We start from the raw sequence: 15100 nt of genomic DNA, 5'->3' as shown, positions 1-15100 counted from the left end.
GGCTACGGATTGCAGACTCACCTTGCGGAAGAGCCTGCGGACGGACGAGCTACCTTGCGGGCGCTTGCGGCCTCGGGCACGGAGAAGCGATCGGACGGGCCGCTGGCTGTCGAATCCGCAAGGTAATCTGCACGACCTCGGCACGCGCTATGCAGACGCACTCTTCGTCCCGCTGGTCACGACCGCCCGGCGTCGCAGCCTCCAGCCGCACCGGACACGCGCCGTCAGGCGCGGACGGAAGCCGTCCGGCTACCCTTCGGCCATGGCAGATGACATCTCGCAAGACGCAGAGCTGATGGCCGCAGCGCAGAAACTGATGCAGGACCGCTTGAAGTTGGTGGCGGAGCACTCCGCCAACATCAAGGCCGTGGAGGAAGCCCGTGCCGCTCTCGCCGAGCGGGAGAAGGATGTGATCAAGTCCTGGGCTGCTTTGGAGGAGGTCTGGACGAAAAGCGAACTCCGTCTCCTGAAGCTCCGGGATCCGTCGAAGCGGGGACCGGGTCGGCCTCGTGACGAATCCAAGCAGAGGCGGCAGAGGACATCCAACAGGTCCAGCGGGAGCGGTTCTGTACCTGCGCAGAGCAGTAACAACCCGAGTGAGCAACCGCAGACGAACGCGGCTGGGTCGACGGATGTCTAGCCCGTTGTCCAAGTAACGGTGGCTCTGGGGTAAGTGCCTCCGGCGGGCCTCACTCCCAGAGGGGGAGAGAGGCCGTCGATATGGCTCGCCACGGTGGGTGGTTGGGGTCAGGGATCCGGGGTCGGGGTGGGTCCCTCCGGTCGCTCGTCCCTCCGCACCGTGAGGGCCGACCGACCGGAGGGACCCACCCCTCAGCGCGACCGTACGTGCGGGCCGGACGCCTGCGGGTCAGTCCACCGGGTCCGGCGCCTCGGCGATTTCCCGGAGGCGCTGGACGACGGTGCGGCAGTCGCCGAGGGCCCGGTGGCCGCCGCCGAGCGGCTGCCATCGCCATCCTCCGAAATACGCTGACCACTGGCCTACGTGCACCGCGTACGCCTCCATCGCGCACCGGTCCCACTCCTGGGCGTCCATCCACGCGACAGCGGCTGGGTGGTACTCCTCCGGGGGCAGGGAAATACCGGGCAGCGTGGGGGCGATTGCCTGGTGGTGCCGGTCGAGCTCGCAGACGAGTCGTCCCGTGTCATAGGCCCGGTTGTAGATGATGACGCGCCGGCCGCTGAGAGCCTGGGTGATGCAGGGAAGGACTTCCCCGAACACCGGCGCGTTACGGACCATGGCGTCGGTGATGCCGTGGATGCGGGTGGCGTCCGCGGGGATAGGAGTCTGCGGGTTGACGAAGGTGTCGAGCAGGGTGCGGCCAGCGCCGTCGGTGATGCTGATCTCAACGATTCGCGCGTCCGATTCAAGCCCGGTCGTCTCGGTATCGACGATCGCGAACCTGTGCGGGGCGGCGAGCACTTGCTGGGCCCACCGGCGGACCGGGCCCAGCTCGTCCCAGCGATCACGCTCCTCCTGGCGGCGGGCCGCCGCCTCCCGCTCCTCTTCGGCAGCACGGCACCCCCGGCAGGTGACCGGGAAATCGAGCGCGACGTCCGCCGGGTCGGCGGTGGCTATCTCCTCGCGGGTGGCGGTCTGCACCGCGCATCCCGGGCAGTGCCGCAGAGCCAGCCGACGGACGACGTCCTCGGCGCGAGACACCCACTCCGCGCACGCCCCGCACCGGCCGGCGTTGACGCTGCTGGGGTCCTGGAATTCGGTGCCGCAGCGACGGCAGGTGCGGCGGTACCGCTCCTCTAGGGCACGGTCGCAGTCGCGGCAGACGCGGCCGGGCCGGGGGAGCCAGGGCCCGCGGCGCTCGGGGAGGACCTCCGTCCCGGCGGTGCTGCACACGGTGCAGGTGCGGCGGGCGGTCATGGCGGCCTGCTGACGGGGCGACAGGGGTCGCATGGCGACGGCCTCGTCCGGCCGGTACAGGGCCACCGGACCGCCTCCGTACGGCATGCTGACGCGCACGTACGCCCGAGGTTTCTGGCCCTCGGCGAGCCTGAGCCGCCGGGCGGTCAGCTGCCGCTGCGTCAACAGGTCGTCGGGTGCGGTGCGGCCGGTGTAGAGCGGGAGTCCCTCGTGCCGCCCGACGGGCTGGGTGGCCACGGTCTGCGCCGTCGGCATTTCGTACCTCCTTGGTGAATTTAGGTGAGGTCGCGCTGGGCTACTGCCAGTAGGTCAGGGCTGATCTGTAGGCGGACGTAGATGGAGGCGCGGGGGTCGTCGGGGTCGCGCCGCGGGTGGGGCTGGGAGCGGTGGTCGACGTGGATTCCCTGGGTCGTGCGGAGGGCGTCCAGGACGACGAGGCGTTCGGCGTCGGTGCCGGTGATGCGGACTTCGGTGGGCGGCGGGGGCTCGGGCTCGTCGTGCGCGCGGCGGGGGACGGTGTCCAGCGGGGTGGCGGGGCGGTCGTCGTGATCGCGGCATACGGCTCGTCGGCGGCCCTGGACGGGCCGGAGTTCACCGGCCCCGGCGGCCAGATGTACCCCGCACTCGGCGCACGGCCCCGGATAGCGGTTGGGTGGGTGGGCCATGGAGCGGATTATGCTTGTAGGCACCGTGGTTGCGGGTGCGTTTCGGTATATCCCGAGCGGCAGCCGCCCGTCACGCGCGACGGGCGGCCTGGACGAGTCCGGCCGGTGCTCGGCACGCGAGATACGGCGTGCGCGCCCTCGTAGGTGCGGCGTTTCAGCGCTCGATTTCCGGTCGGGCTTCACGGTCTGTGGGCGGCTGTTGCGACGTGGTAGCCGGAGGGTCGTGGAGCGCTTGTTCAGCAGAGCCTGGGAAGGCCAGGCGTGCGAGGCGGGTGGCCTCCGCTGCCTGCTCGTCAACCTGGTGAGTTGGCCGGGAGGCTGTGGCGTCCAGCAAGGACCGGGCGAGGGTGTCGATTCGTTGGATCTGCGGTCGGAAATCCGCGCTCATCTCGCGGTACAGCTTCGCCTGTACGGTGAGGAAGTCGCGAGTTTCCACCGGCGTCCACGGCCGGGCCCGTTCCGTCTCGATCGCTTGTCGGAACTGCGGCGGCCGTCGCCACTGCCCGTCGGTTCCCCGGCTGTTACTGTACCGGGGCTCGGCTTCGCCGCGGCGGTAGACGGCGACGTAATCGGCGGCGGCTTCGGCATCGATCATGGCAGCTGTGCGCACGATGCCGACGTAGGAGGCAGCGGCCTTCTCGGGCACCGTCAGGCGTCCGCTGCCGCGCTCTTTCACCTGCTCGTGGTAGCGGTTCAGAATTCCTTGCAACGACAGAGGTTCCGAGACCGCCAAGGCGACGACTTCCACCCGGAATCCAGCTTCCCGGTAGGCCCGCATCTGGGCCGCCATGAACTCTTCGCCTCGGTCTGCTATCTCCTGGACCAAGGCATTGATCCGGTTCTCGCGTACGTACTGTTGCGCCTGCCGCATCCACTCCCGCCCGTCGGGGCCGGTGTAGAGGGCCATCAGCCGGTCATCTTCGGCGAGAAGGCGGGCGTACTCGGGGTGATACGGCTTGTACAAGTCGCTGTCGATGTCGGCGAACCCGCCACGCTCGTTGAGGCGCTCGGCCAGCAAGTGCGACACTCGGGTCTTGCCGGCACCAGGCTGACCTACCAGGAAGACGGCTACGGGCTCTTGTTGCGGCTTCGCCGCTGACAGGAGTTGAGGCACGATGCGTCGCTCGAAAATCCGGCGGCTCCCGGCCTCCGAAAGCTTGTACCGCAGGGCCTCGGGATCAGTCACCGGCCGGCCCCCGCAGCACCTGGGCACGCTCGGCAAAGTGCCTCCGGAGGCGGGCAACCTCGGAGGTGTTGGCAGGGTCCAGCTGCTCACGCACTCGGTGGCATCGGGCCTGCTCGTCCTCCCACATCCTGATCGCGCCCTCGTCCCGCTCGGCCGCCGGCTTCGCTTCCTCCCGCGCGATGAGCGCGCTAAGCGCGCCGACCACAGCATTGGCCGCCTCTACGGCGGCCTCGTAAGCCACGGACTGTTCGCTGTCCCATGAATGGGGCCTCAGCTTCGTACCAATGGGTTCCACGGGTGGTTTTCCTCCGAGGTGAGTGGGGCTGTTAGGCCCGCGCGGGCAGGGCACCGGGGCTGTCGTCGCCCCATACGAGGTCGATGCTGTCGTGGTGGTCGGCGTGGCCGGGCTCGTCGGTGCATTGTTGCCACTGGCCGAGGAGGTCGGGGCCGAACAGATCGATGTCGGTCGGCAGGTACTGGGCGGTGCAGGTGTCGAGGTCGGGTTCGGGGGCCGGGGCGAACAGGCCGACCGCGGCGAGGGTTTCGGTGAGGACGTCGTGGGCGGCGTTGGTGCCGAGTCGGCTGCCGTGGCGGTACGCGGCGTCCGTGAGTCGCGCGTACGCGGCGTCGTACTCGGCATCGGTCAGGATGCGCGGGGTGGTGGTCATCGCGGTCTTCTCCGTGGGGTACTCGGGAGCGTCGCGGCGCTTCGGGCTCTCAGCCGTAGTTGATCAGGTTCGAGAGGGTGGGGTAGCTCATGCCCAAGTGGTCGGCGGCGGCCTGGCGATCGTCGTGTGCCTGCTCGACGACGCGGGCGGTGGCGGCACGCTGCTGCCGCAGGTCGGCGAGTACCTGGGAGCGCAGGAGTTCGGAGACGGCCTTGGTGGCGTGCACGGTCTCAGCGGCCTCGTCCAGGACGCGGCGGGCGGCCCCGCGGGCGAGCTCGGGGTCGCCCTCCAGCCGGACCCGGGGGGCGGTCAGTTCGTCGGCGAGAGCGCGCGCGTGCCGGGCGGCGGCCAGGGCCGGGGGGAGCTCGGCGGTGACACGGTGCCCGGCGGCCCGGTAGGTGTACAGCACCGCCTGCTTCAGGGTGCACTCCTCCCATTCTTCGGGCATCTCGGTGACGGACGCGGACCGGCGGTAGAGGAGGTAACGGCCGCCGCTGGTCAGCCACAGCGCGTCGGTACGGTCACGCGAGTCCGTCCGGGCCTCCGCCGGGTCCGCTTGGACTAGTTCGCGGGCACCGTCCTGGTCGAACCAAACGGCGTCTCGCCAGTGCCGTGCGACGGACCAGGAGGCGGAGCCGGGTGTGTCCTCGTCGGCGTGGTCGGTGGTCGCGGTGATGACCTGCCACCGGGTGCCGGCGCCGGGCGTACGGCGGCCGTTCTCGCCAAGGATCCGGTAGTCGGCCCCGTCGTCGGGGTCCGCCGGCGTGCACAGGGCCGTGACGGTGTCGTCGTCCAACTCGCCGTCCTCGTCGGCCCACGCGTGGGCGTCCTCGGCGGTGAACGCGATGAGTCCCGGGTCGGGGGCCTGCTCGGGCCAGACGGCGACGGTCCAGCCGTCGGGGCCGAGGACGATGCCGGTGCTCTCCGGTCGGAGGGCGGCCCGGGGGGACTCCAAGAGGTCATGAACGAGGGCGGGCGTGATGTCGAGCTGCATGGGTCGGCCTCCAAGGGGAGCGAGGGGGACACCACTGATTATTGGGTACCCAATAACTCGCAGTCAACCGCTTTGCGAGAACCGGCCGTTGGCGATGCCGGGAGGTCACACCCGTCGACGCCGGAAACCTATGGCACCCCTCCCATTGACGAACTGTGGCGGGGGCCTGTTGGACGACTCTCTGCATGAGCATGTAGGTGGGGGTTTGCGACATTCGCGGTGGGTATGAGGTGTGATCTTCCTGGGCATCCTGATCTTGTTTCGTGCGCGACGACGTGGTGTGCACGAGGCGGAGGTGCTCGGTGCTCGTCGTGGACTGCGATGTCCTGCTGGTCGAACAGCAGTTGCGTGATGGCCGGTTGGCTTGTCCGGGGTGCGGGGCGGTTCTGGCGCCGTGGGGGCATGGCCGGCCGCGGGTCGTCCGGGGTGTTCTGGGGGCCCGGTTGTTCTTCCGTCCGCGCCGGACGCGTTGTTCGGGGTGCGGGGTCACGCATGTCCTGCTGGCCGAGGTGATGTGGCCGCGGCGGGCGGATGCGGCCGAAGTGATCGGTGCGGGACTGGAGATATCGGCCCTGGGGATGGGGCACCGGCAGGTCGCCGCGCGTCTGGGCCGGGCCGAGGACACGGTCCGGGGCTGGATCCGCCGGTTCGTGGTGCGGGCCGAGGACGTCCGCCGGCACTTCACCGTGGCCCTGGTCGCGATCGCCGATGACCCGGTGATGCCGGAGCCGTCCGGGTCGCCGGTGGCCGACGCGGTCGCGGCCGTCACGGCTGTCCATGGGGCGGCGGCCGGGAAGTGGCCGGCGGTGAACACGGTGTCGCGGTGGGCGTTCGCCGGCCGGGTGATAGCCGGACGGCTGCTGGCCTGCCCGGTTTCGTCCAGTTGATCAACACGTGCCGCCTCTGGGCGGGGTGGGGAGGTGGCTCCAGTCTTGACCGCGTCTGCCCGCGACCGGTCGGGCGGTCGAGACGAGAAGGGGTGTGAGTGCTTGATGGCGTCGCCTGAGGAAGAGGACCGCCGCCGGGCGGAGAAGGCCCGGCAGGTGGGCCTGTTCCGCTATTCCCTGGTCCAGGACCTGCTGGATCCGTCCCTGAGTACGCGTCAGCGCGGGAGGCTCGCGAGGGAGCTGGCCGGGCGGGAGCACACCGATCCGTTCGGCAGACAGGTGCGTGTCTCGCGGGGCACGATCGACCGCTGGACGCGGGACTACCGGCGGGGCGGGTTCGCCGCGCTGGTGCCCGAGCCGCGCAAGGCGGTCCCGCGGACCCCGGCGGAGGTGCTGGAACTGGCGGCCGCGCTGAAGCGGGAGAACCCGCAGCGGACGGCCGCCCAGATCCAGCGGATCCTGCGGACCACGCAGGGGTGGTCGCCGACCGACCGCACCTTGCAGCGGCACTTCGTCGCCGCCGGCCTGACCGGCGGTGAACAGGGCGGGCAGAAGGGGGTGTTCGGCCGGTTCGAGGCCACCCGCGGCAACGAATTGTGGACCGGTGACGCTCTGCACGGGCCGAAGATCGGCGGGCGCAAAACCTATCTGTTCGCGTTCATCGACGACCACTCGCGCGCGATCGTGGGGCACCGGTTCGGGTTCGCCGAGGACACCGTCCGCCTCGCCGCCGCCCTGCGGCCGGCGCTCGCCGCCCGCGGGGTCCCCGAGTCGGTCTATGTCGACAACGGCTCCGCGTTCGTGGGGTGCCGTTAACGAGCAGCCGACCAAGTGACAAGTAGCTGAGTGTGATGCTCGGGCCTGCGCCCGCGGTGCGACTGTGCGGCCCGAGACCCGTCTCCGCCTTCAAAAAACCAACGTTTAATGAAGATCGTCGGGCGGGTCGCCGGAAGGCCCCCAGGGCCTTCAAAAACTCCTTCAATAACCTGGGTGGTTCAAGAACCCCAGAGGACCGTTTTCTGACAGGATTCCGGGCGTGAACACGCCCCTTGAGCCTGACGCTCTCGAACTGCTGGCCGCCGAGCCTGCCGTCCGCACCGAGATCCGCATCGGATACGCACGCGTGTCCACCGGCGGACAGAAACTCGACCGGCAGCTCGACGCCCTCAAGGCGGCCGGGTGCCGGAAGATCTTCGCGGACAAGAAGTCCGGCAAGAACGACCTCCGCCCCGAGCTCAAGGCATGCCACGCCTTCCTCGACGCCGGCGACACCTTGGTGGTCCCCGCCCTCGACCGCTACGGCCGCTCCCTCCAGGACCTGATCAACATGGTGGCCGAGCTCCGCCGCCGCGAGATCGGCTTCACCTCGCTGCACGAGAACCTCGACACCACCACCCCCGGCGGCCGGCTCGTCTTCCACGTCTTCGCCGCCCTGGCGGAGTTCATCCGCGAACTCATCGTCTCCGGCACCCGCGAGGGCCTGGCCGCCGCCCGGGCCCGCGGCAAGGTCGGCGGCCGGCCCACCGTGGTCGACGAGAAGATCCTGAACATGGCCCGGGACCTGCTGCCCAACCCCGAGCACTCCATCACCGCGATCGCCAAGATGCTCGGCGTCTCCCCGGGCACGCTCTACAACCACATCCCCGACCTGCGTGAGCTGCGGGCCAGCCGCATCCCCGCCCAGCTCGAAGGCGGCAACCGGTGATCCCCGGCTATCACCGGACCAAGGGAGGCGCCCGGCAACTGGGCGCGAAGCCGGGCGAGGAAGGCCCGTTCGGGCCGTACGGCGGAGACGAGGCCGAGGCCGAGGAGCGCGGGGATGAACCGGGCCAGGGCCCGTCACACCCCCGGCCCGGCGGCTGACGCACCGACCGGTGGCTGGTCGAGCCGGATGCGGGCGGCGGCCCACAGCAGGTGGCCGCCGGTCCGTACGGCGTTGAGCTTCGTGCGGTGGGCGGCGCAGGCGCCGGGGTCGTCGGTGCGGTCGGCCTGCTCGGGCATCTCCTCGTCGAAGGTGCCGGGCGGCACCACCATGACCACCGCCTCCAGCGAGTCCAGAGCGGCCTTCAGCCAGGCCGAGGACAGCGGCACCGGCTCGGCGGGCGCCACCACGGTGGTGGTGCCGGTCAGCGTCAGCGCGTGGAAGCAGCCGCCGACCACGTGCACGGCGGCGGTCACCACGGGCATCGTCCCGCTGCCCCAGGCGAACCCGGAGGCCAGCGCGTCACGGACGAGGTCGCTGTAGGCGTCGGGGCCGGGCTGGTGGACGACTTCAGCGACCCGCATCCGCGGAGTGGCGATGGTGGAGAACGACCAGGTGCGCTGTGCTGTGGCGCTCAGCTCGTCGGTCACAAAAGGTGCAACGAGCCCAGTCGGGCACAGGGCACGGGCGACGGGGCTACTGGTCGTACGCCCACGAACGGCCGGTCTGCCGGTACTCCTCCACCGGGATCGGCTCGACGCCGGGCCGCATGCGGGCGGTGTAGAGCAGGCCGTCGAGGTGGTCGATCTCGTGGGCGACGAGCCGGGCGAGGCCGCGCTCGTACACCGCGGTCACCTCGGTGCCATCCAGGGCGGTGGTCACCACCGTGATCGTCAGGGGGCGAGGAACCATGCCGCGGACGTCGAAGAACGACAGGCACCCCTCGAACTGCTCGTCCATCTCCTGCGAGCGGGCGGTGATGCGCGGGTTGAGCAGGACGATCGCCGCGGCGGCGGGGTCGGCGGGCTGGACGACGGCCGCCGCCCGGCCGATGCCGATCTGCGGGGCCGCGATACCCATGCCCTTGGCGAAGGGGTGCACGCGCGCGATCCGCTCCATCGCCGCGAACAGCGTCTCGACGGTCTGCTCGGCGGTGTCCTTCTCCGCGGGCAGGGCGAAGGGCCGGGCGACGTCGGCGAGGACGGGGGCGCCGTACTGCACGACGCCGAGGTCTCGCATCTGCTCGCTGGGCCGCACCGTCGTCACGTCAGCTCCCTGTCGCTCGTCTGGGGTTCGGGCCGGGCCGCTCGGAAGCGCCACTCCAAACGGTACCGAGCGTGCAGGGGCGGTGTGGAGGTCGTCCAGGAGAACAACCGCGTCCCGTTCTCGTCCCGCCGCACGGGGGCGGTCCGCAGCGGGGACGCCTCGGCGGTCATGGAGGTCTCGGTGCCCCACACGACCGGGTCGAGGGCGGCGGGGAAGGCGAGCTGGACCTCCAGGTGCTCGGTGGGCAGCCGTACGGCCCGCTGGAACCACCGGCCCCACTTCTCGTCCCCCACCGAGTAGGCGTACTCGATCCACACCGACTCGCCGGGGTACAGCGGGAAGCGGCCTTGGTTGTTTTCGAACAGCAGCCACACCTCTTTGAAGGCGTCGCGGTCGTGCTTGGCCTCCCAGCGCATCGCCTCGCCCCGGCACGTCGCACTCAGCGCGAGCTCGTCCCAGGTCAGTGGGTGGGTGCGGTAGTGGGCGTTGGACCGCTCGGGCTCGCCGGGGTAGCGGTCGACGCTGATGCGGATGAGGTAGCGGGTGACCGGCTCGGAGCCGGTGTTCCGCAGAAGCCGGCGCATCGTCAGCCGGTACAGGCGACCGTCGTAGTCGAGCCGAGCGGCGTCGTGCTCGACGACGAGCGCGGAGCCGGTCGCGTACGGCTGCTCGCCCACCGCGCGCGGCGCCGGCGGCGCTGCCGCTCGGCCGCCTCGGGCCTTGGCCGCCTCGTAGTCGCACCACCGCTTCCAGATGGCCTTGCCGGCGCCCAGCGCCTCGTCCGCGCGGCGGGCGAAGTCCTCCGTCGGCTTGTGCCGCCCGGACTCCACATGGCTGACGTACGACGGATCAAAGCCCATCGCGCAGGCCAGGGCCCGCTTGGACAGGCCCCGCACCTCGCGCCAGTAGGCGGTCTCGGCCGCGAACGCCTCGGCCGCCTGCTCTGTGGTCATCGCATCGTGCTGTTCCTCCATCAAGGCCCCCGCCCGGCTGGCTGGTTGATGACGAACGTGAGTGAACCGTGAGTGAGGCCAGTTCACCATCCCGTCACCGTCATTGACCCCGGTTTCCTTCCCTTCAACCGGCCTGGACGACCCGGGCCCTGCGGGAGGGAGACCGCCGTGCGGCTGCTGTACCTGCTGAACATCTCCAACCCCGGACGGCTCTCGGCCGACTCCGGCTTCACCTTCGCCGACCTGCTCACCCCGGCCCTGGCCGACGCCGGGGTGGACGTGACCGTGGCCGCCCCGGCCCCCGCCGGGGACGAGCGGGTGGGCTTCGCCCCCACGCTCTCGCCGTCCACGAAGTACCGGGCCCGCCTCGACCCCGGCCTCGACGCCCTCGTCGCGCTCGTCCGCCGGGTCCGGCCCGAGGTGGTGGTGGCCAACCAGATCGAGGCCGCCCCCGCGATCCGCGCCGCCCTCCTCGAAGCCGGAACCGACACGCGGATCGCCGGGTACTGCCACTACCTGCCCTTCTCCTTCACCGACGACGGCGACCTCGCACTCGACCCGTCCCTCGACGACGGCGGCCTCGGCCGGAGTGTGCTGCTGTCCTTCGCCGCCGGCCTCGCCGCCTGCGACCGCGTCCTCGTCCACTCCGCCACGGCCGCGTCCTGGACCACGGCGGCAGCCGACCGCATGGGCGTCGACCTCGACGAGAAGCTGCACGTCGTGCCTGCCCCCAGGGACGAGCGCCTGGTCCGCGACCCCGCCGACACCCTGCCGCCGGACGGCCGCGCGACGGGCGTCTACAACCACCGCCTCTACGCGCACTACGGCACCGCCCGCTTCACCGCCCTCGCCCGGCACCTGACCGCCGAGGCGCCGGTGGAGCTGACGGTGATGGATCTGTTCGGCAACCGCAGCCCCGAGCGCGTCCGCCTCGACCCCAGCCCCGAACGCCACCGCGACGAACTCGCCGCCCTCGACGGCGTCACGATCGCCTCGGACCGCGGTGACCGGGTGCGCTACCGGAACCTGCTCGCTGGCGCCCACTTCGGGATCGCGCCCTTCCGGCCCGGGTGCCCGTGGTCGATGTCGGTGGTGGACTGCCAGGGGATGGGCCTGCCGGTCCTCGCCCCGCGCACCGGATGGCTGGCCGAGCACATCGACGACGACCTGCTCTTCGACACCGACGACCAGGCCGTCCAGATCGCCCGCCGGCTGGCCACCGACGCGGAGTTCTACCGGGTCCACGCCAAGCGCGCCCACGCCTCCACCGCCGACTTCGCCCCGGCCGCCGTGGCCGCCCGCTATCTGGAGGCGATCGCATGACCGGGTTCGACGCGGTCCTGCTGTCCTACGACGAGCCGATGGCCAACGCCCTGCACCGGCGGCTCGGCCGGGTGCTGGGCGGCACGGTCAAGCGCCTGCACGGCGTACGGGGCATGCGCCGGGCCTACCGGCTGACGGCCGAGCTGGCCGACACCGAGCAGTTCTTCCTCGCCGACGGCGACTTCTCCATCGACACCCGCTTCCCCGCCGCCGACGTCGAGCCGCTGGGCGGCGGGATCTCGATGCGGGTGTGGCGGGCGGTCAACCCGGTCAACGGGCTGACCTACGGCTACGGCGGCTTGAAGCTGATCCGGCGGGACGCGCTGCGGGAGATGGGCGAGGCCGTCGACGTCCTCGCCGCGCTCCCGGGCAAGGTGGAGTTCTGCGAGGACACGGCCGGAACGACCCGGTTCAACCAGAGTCCGTACCATGCCTGGAAGGCGGGTTTCAGGGAGTGCGCGATGCTCGCGCGCGGCAGCGAGTACGGCATGGCCGATGCCGACGCCCAGGCCCGCCTCGACGCCTGGACGACCAGCCGCGAGGGCGACTTCGCCTCGTACGCGGCGGCTGGCGCCCGCGACGGCATCGCCTTCGCCCGTGAGGCCGCACGGGACACGGCCCGGTTCGACGCGCTCAACGATCCCGCGTGGCTGAAGGACCGGTTCACGGCGGCGCACGGCGAGCAGGCGGTCGCCGGATGACCGGCCAGCAGCCGCTGGTGCTCATCGAGCCGGGTGCCCACCGGCTCGGCGGGCACCACCCGCGCACCCTCTCCGCGCTCGCCGCCGCACGGGGCGGCAGCGTGGTCATCGCCCCGTACGGCGCCGCCGACCCCGCTCCGCTCCGCCAGGTTGGCGCCCGACTCATCACTGGCGCCCAGGGGCTGGTTGCAGCGGTGCTGCTGGCCGCCGCCCAGTGGGCGAGCGCTGTCTCAGCGGCCGGACAGCGGCTGTTCGCCTCCCGGCGGTGGCCGCTCGCGCTGCGGCGATCCCCGCACCAGGTCACGCTGATCGCCCGGTGCCTGACCGAGGCCGCGTGCCTGCGGACCGCCCGGCATCTGGTCCGGGAGCCGGGGGCGGTGGTGGTGCTCACGGCGAGCGAGGCCCTGCACGGCGCCACCGCCCTCCTCGGCGGACAACCCCACCTGCGATTCATCCACGAGGCCATCACCACCGAGGACGCGCCGGTGCGGCTGCTCGGGCGGCTCGCCCGCCGCGGCGAGCGGCGGGTGATCGCGCTGTACCCGACGAAGGCCGTCCGGGACCAGTTCGCCGGCGCCTTCCCCGGCCTGGCCGGGGCCGTACGGGCCTTCGCGGTCGACGATGGGCACCGGCTCACCGGGGCCGAGCGGGACGGCGCCCGCACCGCGTTCGGCATCCCCGACGACGCGGCGGCGGTGTGCCTGGTCGGCGGCTGGTGGCCCTACAAGGACATCGCCACCGTCGACGCCGCCCTCGCCCGGCTCACCCGGCCGCTGCACCTGGTGGTCACCGGCACCCCGCTCGACGAGGAGACGCTGGCCCGCTGGCACCAGCTCCCGCAGGTCCGCCTGCACACGGTGCCCGGCCCGGTCGGCGAGCAGGTCCTCCGCCTCGTCTACGCCGCCGCCGACGCAGCCCTGGTCACCCGCCGCCCCGGGGTCGGCAAGGAATCCGGGCTGGTCATGGACGCCGCCCGCCTCGGCGTCCCCCTGATCCTCTCCGACCACGACCCCGCCCTCACCAGCAGGATCGCCGGGCAGCCGTGGGCCCGGCTGTTCCCGGCCGGAGGCCCCAGCGCCCTCGCCGCGGCCCTCGACAGCCTCGCCTCCGAGCCACCCGAGCGTCCCGGGCCGGAGGCCCCGGCCGCGGTGGGCATGGCCACGGCGGCCGAGCAGGCCGCCTTCCTCACCACCACCTACACCCGCCTCATCGAGGAGCTGCGATGACGCCCGCCCCGCCCGTGTTGGTCGCGGTGATCGGCCCCGTGGAACCGGCCCTGCTGACCGCCTGGACCGCCCACTACCGCGCGCTCGGCATCACCGACTTCCGCCTCGCCTTCCACTTCCCTGACCACGTCCCCGCCGCCTGGCGGGTCCAGCTGCTGGCGACCGCCCACGAGCTCGGCGTCCCCCCGGCGACGGTCACTACCGGTCCGTGGCACGAGCACACCAACACCGGCCTCCGCGACACCCTGCGCGAGCAGGCCGGGCCCGGCTGGCACCTCCTCGCCGACTCCGACGAGCTCCACACCTACCCCGCCCCACTCACGGAGGTGATCGCCGCGGCGGAGACGGCGGGGCGGCCGGTGGTGGGCGGGCTGATGCTCGACCGCGTCGCCCCCGACGGGCGCCTGGCCCACTGGCGGCCGGTGACCGGGCTGGACCGTGCGTTCCCGCTCGGCGGACACCTCACCCACCGGCTCCTGCACGGCGACCCCCGCAAGATCGTCCTCGCACGGTCCGGCACCGCCGTGGCCTCCGGCAACCACCGGGCCCCCGGCCACAAGCCCGACCCCGACACCCTCGCCTGCGTGCACCACTTCAAGTGGCGCGCGGGCGTCCTGGACGACCTGCGGCGCAGGGTGGAGAACTTCACCTCCGGCGCCTGGGCCGAGCACACCCCGGCCGTACGGGACGAGGCCGGGCGCCTGCTGGAGCACATCGACCGGCACCACGGCCGGATCGACGTCGCCGACCCCCGCCTCGGCTTCCGCCGCGTCACCCTCGACGGCCTGCCGGCCGGGTGGGCGGACGAGGCCCGGACCATCGTCACCCGCTGGCGCCCACCTGCCGCGAACACCCGCCGGTAGGCGGCCCTGGTCGGCGAGAATGGAGGCCAGGCCCGGCTGAGAGGGGAGAGGTGGACGTGATCGCGCGCGAGCCGGTGGCGGTGCTGCTGGTGGGCATCACCGGCTCCGGCAAGACCTCCCTCGCCCAGGCGCTCGCCGACCGGGGGATGGTCCGGTTGTCCGTGGACGAGGAGGTCCATCGCCTCCACGGCCGCTACGGCGTCGACTACCCCGAGGACACCTACTTCGAGCGCGAACGCCCCGTCGTCGACGCGATCCGCCAACAGCTCGCCGAGCACCTGGCGGCCGGGGACGACGTCGTCCTGGACCACGGCCTGTGGCTCCAGGCGGACCGCGACGCCTGGAAGAAGCTCGTCGAGGCCGTCGGCGGTCGGTGGCGGCTTGTCTACCTGCCGGTCGACCGGGACGAGCTCCTGCGGCGCCTGGCCGACCGCAACCGGCGTGAGGACGCCAACGCGCTCATAGTCAGCCCCGAGGCGCTGGACGACTTCTTCGCCCGCTTCGAGCCCCCGGCCCCCCACGAGCAGGCGATCACCTACACCGGCGACCCGGCCCAGACCTGCGCCGCCGTCCTGGACACCGAGCGGGACCGGCAGCCCGGCGTACGCTGAGGACATGGCCGGTCGAGTGCGCCGGTGCCGGTGGTGCCGGGAACCGATCCGGGCGGCAGCCCGCGCGGACGCGGTGTACTGCGGCCCCTCATGTGCGGGACGGGCGCGACGTGACCGGCGCCGGTGGGGCGCGGGAGCTGCGATCGGGTTGCACATGA

General features: G+C 72.0%; 18 protein-coding genes. 9 read left to right on the top strand and 9 right to left on the bottom strand.

Annotation, left to right across the window (positions count from 1 at the left end):
• Positions 1-262 precede the first annotated feature (262 nt).
• Positions 263-640 (top strand): hypothetical protein, encoded by a 378-nt coding sequence (locus I5Q34_RS07425; RefSeq protein WP_199891379.1) that lies wholly within the window; start codon positions 263-265, stop codon positions 638-640.
• Between the two features lie 228 nt (positions 641-868).
• On the opposite strand, the gene I5Q34_RS35465 is transcribed toward I5Q34_RS07425, so the two are convergent.
• The 6 genes from I5Q34_RS35465 to I5Q34_RS07395 form a co-directional block, all read right to left on the bottom strand.
• On the bottom strand, positions 869-2152 hold the full coding sequence (locus I5Q34_RS35465; RefSeq protein ID WP_199891378.1) for a 3'-5' exonuclease: 1284 nt from the start codon (positions 2150-2152) through the stop codon (positions 869-871).
• Between the two features lie 20 nt (positions 2153-2172).
• Positions 2173-2562: a hypothetical protein gene (locus I5Q34_RS07415; RefSeq protein WP_199891377.1), complete on the bottom strand. Its 390-nt coding sequence runs from the start codon at positions 2560-2562 to the stop codon at positions 2173-2175.
• Positions 2563-2716: 154 nt separating this feature from the next.
• On the bottom strand, positions 2717-3748 hold the full coding sequence (locus tag I5Q34_RS07410; protein ID WP_199891376.1) for a zeta toxin family protein: 1032 nt from the start codon (positions 3746-3748) through the stop codon (positions 2717-2719).
• Positions 3741-3989, bottom strand: coding sequence for a hypothetical protein (locus tag I5Q34_RS35730; RefSeq protein WP_199891375.1), 249 nt, complete (start codon positions 3987-3989; stop codon positions 3741-3743). Before I5Q34_RS35730 ends, I5Q34_RS07410 begins: the two co-directional genes overlap by 8 nt.
• 85 nt (positions 3990-4074) lie before the next feature.
• Positions 4075-4416, bottom strand: a complete 342-nt coding sequence (locus tag I5Q34_RS07400) for a hypothetical protein (RefSeq protein ID WP_199891374.1) — start codon at positions 4414-4416, stop codon at positions 4075-4077.
• A gap of 49 nt (positions 4417-4465) precedes the next feature.
• Complete coding sequence (locus I5Q34_RS07395; RefSeq protein WP_199891373.1) at positions 4466-5410, bottom strand: hypothetical protein; 945 nt, start codon at positions 5408-5410, stop codon at positions 4466-4468.
• Positions 5411-5673: 263 nt separating this feature from the next.
• Here I5Q34_RS07395 and I5Q34_RS07390 point away from each other — a divergent pair, with 263 nt between their 5' ends.
• The 3 genes from I5Q34_RS07390 to I5Q34_RS07380 all read left to right on the top strand — a co-directional run bounded on the left by I5Q34_RS07390 (position 5674) and on the right by I5Q34_RS07380 (position 8002).
• Positions 5674-6297, top strand: coding sequence for a DUF6431 domain-containing protein (locus I5Q34_RS07390; RefSeq protein WP_307811648.1), 624 nt, complete (start codon positions 5674-5676; stop codon positions 6295-6297).
• Positions 6298-6402: 105 nt separating this feature from the next.
• On the top strand, positions 6403-7113 hold the full coding sequence (locus I5Q34_RS07385; RefSeq protein ID WP_199891371.1) for a DDE-type integrase/transposase/recombinase: 711 nt from the start codon (positions 6403-6405) through the stop codon (positions 7111-7113).
• Between the two features lie 220 nt (positions 7114-7333).
• Complete coding sequence (locus I5Q34_RS07380) at positions 7334-8002, top strand: recombinase family protein (protein ID WP_199891370.1); 669 nt, start codon at positions 7334-7336, stop codon at positions 8000-8002.
• Positions 8003-8136: 134 nt separating this feature from the next.
• Here the strand turns inward: I5Q34_RS07380 and I5Q34_RS07375 are convergent, their stop codons facing one another.
• Genes I5Q34_RS07375 through I5Q34_RS07365 form a run of 3 tightly spaced genes read right to left on the bottom strand, consistent with a single transcriptional unit; the run spans position 8137 to position 10218 of the window.
• The gene (locus tag I5Q34_RS07375) at positions 8137-8649 is read right to left on the bottom strand and encodes a hypothetical protein (protein WP_199891369.1); all 513 of its coding nucleotides are present in this window, start codon (positions 8647-8649) and stop codon (positions 8137-8139) included.
• 46 nt (positions 8650-8695) lie between these two features.
• Positions 8696-9265, bottom strand: coding sequence for a peptide deformylase (locus I5Q34_RS07370; RefSeq protein ID WP_199891368.1), 570 nt, complete (start codon positions 9263-9265; stop codon positions 8696-8698).
• The gene (locus I5Q34_RS07365) at positions 9262-10218 is read right to left on the bottom strand and encodes a helix-turn-helix transcriptional regulator (protein ID WP_234428576.1); all 957 of its coding nucleotides are present in this window, start codon (positions 10216-10218) and stop codon (positions 9262-9264) included. Before I5Q34_RS07365 ends, I5Q34_RS07370 begins: the two co-directional genes overlap by 4 nt.
• Before the next feature lie 168 nt (positions 10219-10386).
• Here I5Q34_RS07365 and I5Q34_RS07360 point away from each other — a divergent pair, with 168 nt between their 5' ends.
• From I5Q34_RS07360 to I5Q34_RS07340, 5 genes are read left to right on the top strand one after another with little or no spacing between them, the layout of a single operon-like run.
• On the top strand, positions 10387-11541 hold the full coding sequence (locus tag I5Q34_RS07360) for a glycosyltransferase (RefSeq protein WP_199891366.1): 1155 nt from the start codon (positions 10387-10389) through the stop codon (positions 11539-11541).
• On the top strand, positions 11538-12242 hold the full coding sequence (locus I5Q34_RS07355; protein ID WP_199891365.1) for a hypothetical protein: 705 nt from the start codon (positions 11538-11540) through the stop codon (positions 12240-12242). Before I5Q34_RS07360 ends, I5Q34_RS07355 begins: the two co-directional genes overlap by 4 nt.
• The gene (locus tag I5Q34_RS07350) at positions 12239-13468 is read left to right on the top strand and encodes a hypothetical protein (RefSeq protein ID WP_199891364.1); all 1230 of its coding nucleotides are present in this window, start codon (positions 12239-12241) and stop codon (positions 13466-13468) included. Before I5Q34_RS07355 ends, I5Q34_RS07350 begins: the two co-directional genes overlap by 4 nt.
• Positions 13465-14331 carry a hypothetical protein gene (locus I5Q34_RS07345; protein WP_199891363.1) on the top strand — a complete coding sequence of 289 codons (867 nt, stop codon included), beginning with the start codon at positions 13465-13467 and terminating at the stop codon, positions 14329-14331. The genes I5Q34_RS07350 and I5Q34_RS07345 overlap by 4 nt, the downstream gene beginning before the upstream one ends.
• 56 nt (positions 14332-14387) lie before the next feature.
• Positions 14388-14942 (top strand): ATP-binding protein, encoded by a 555-nt coding sequence (locus I5Q34_RS07340; RefSeq protein ID WP_277965798.1) that lies wholly within the window; start codon positions 14388-14390, stop codon positions 14940-14942.
• Positions 14943-15100: the final 158 nt, after the last annotated feature.

Source organism: Streptomyces sp. AV19 (assembly GCF_015999245.1).
In the GTDB taxonomy this organism is placed as follows: domain Bacteria; phylum Actinomycetota; class Actinomycetes; order Streptomycetales; family Streptomycetaceae; genus Streptomyces.
The sequence above is the reverse complement of the archived record's forward strand: the minus strand, read 5'-3'. Positions and strand labels throughout refer to the sequence as shown.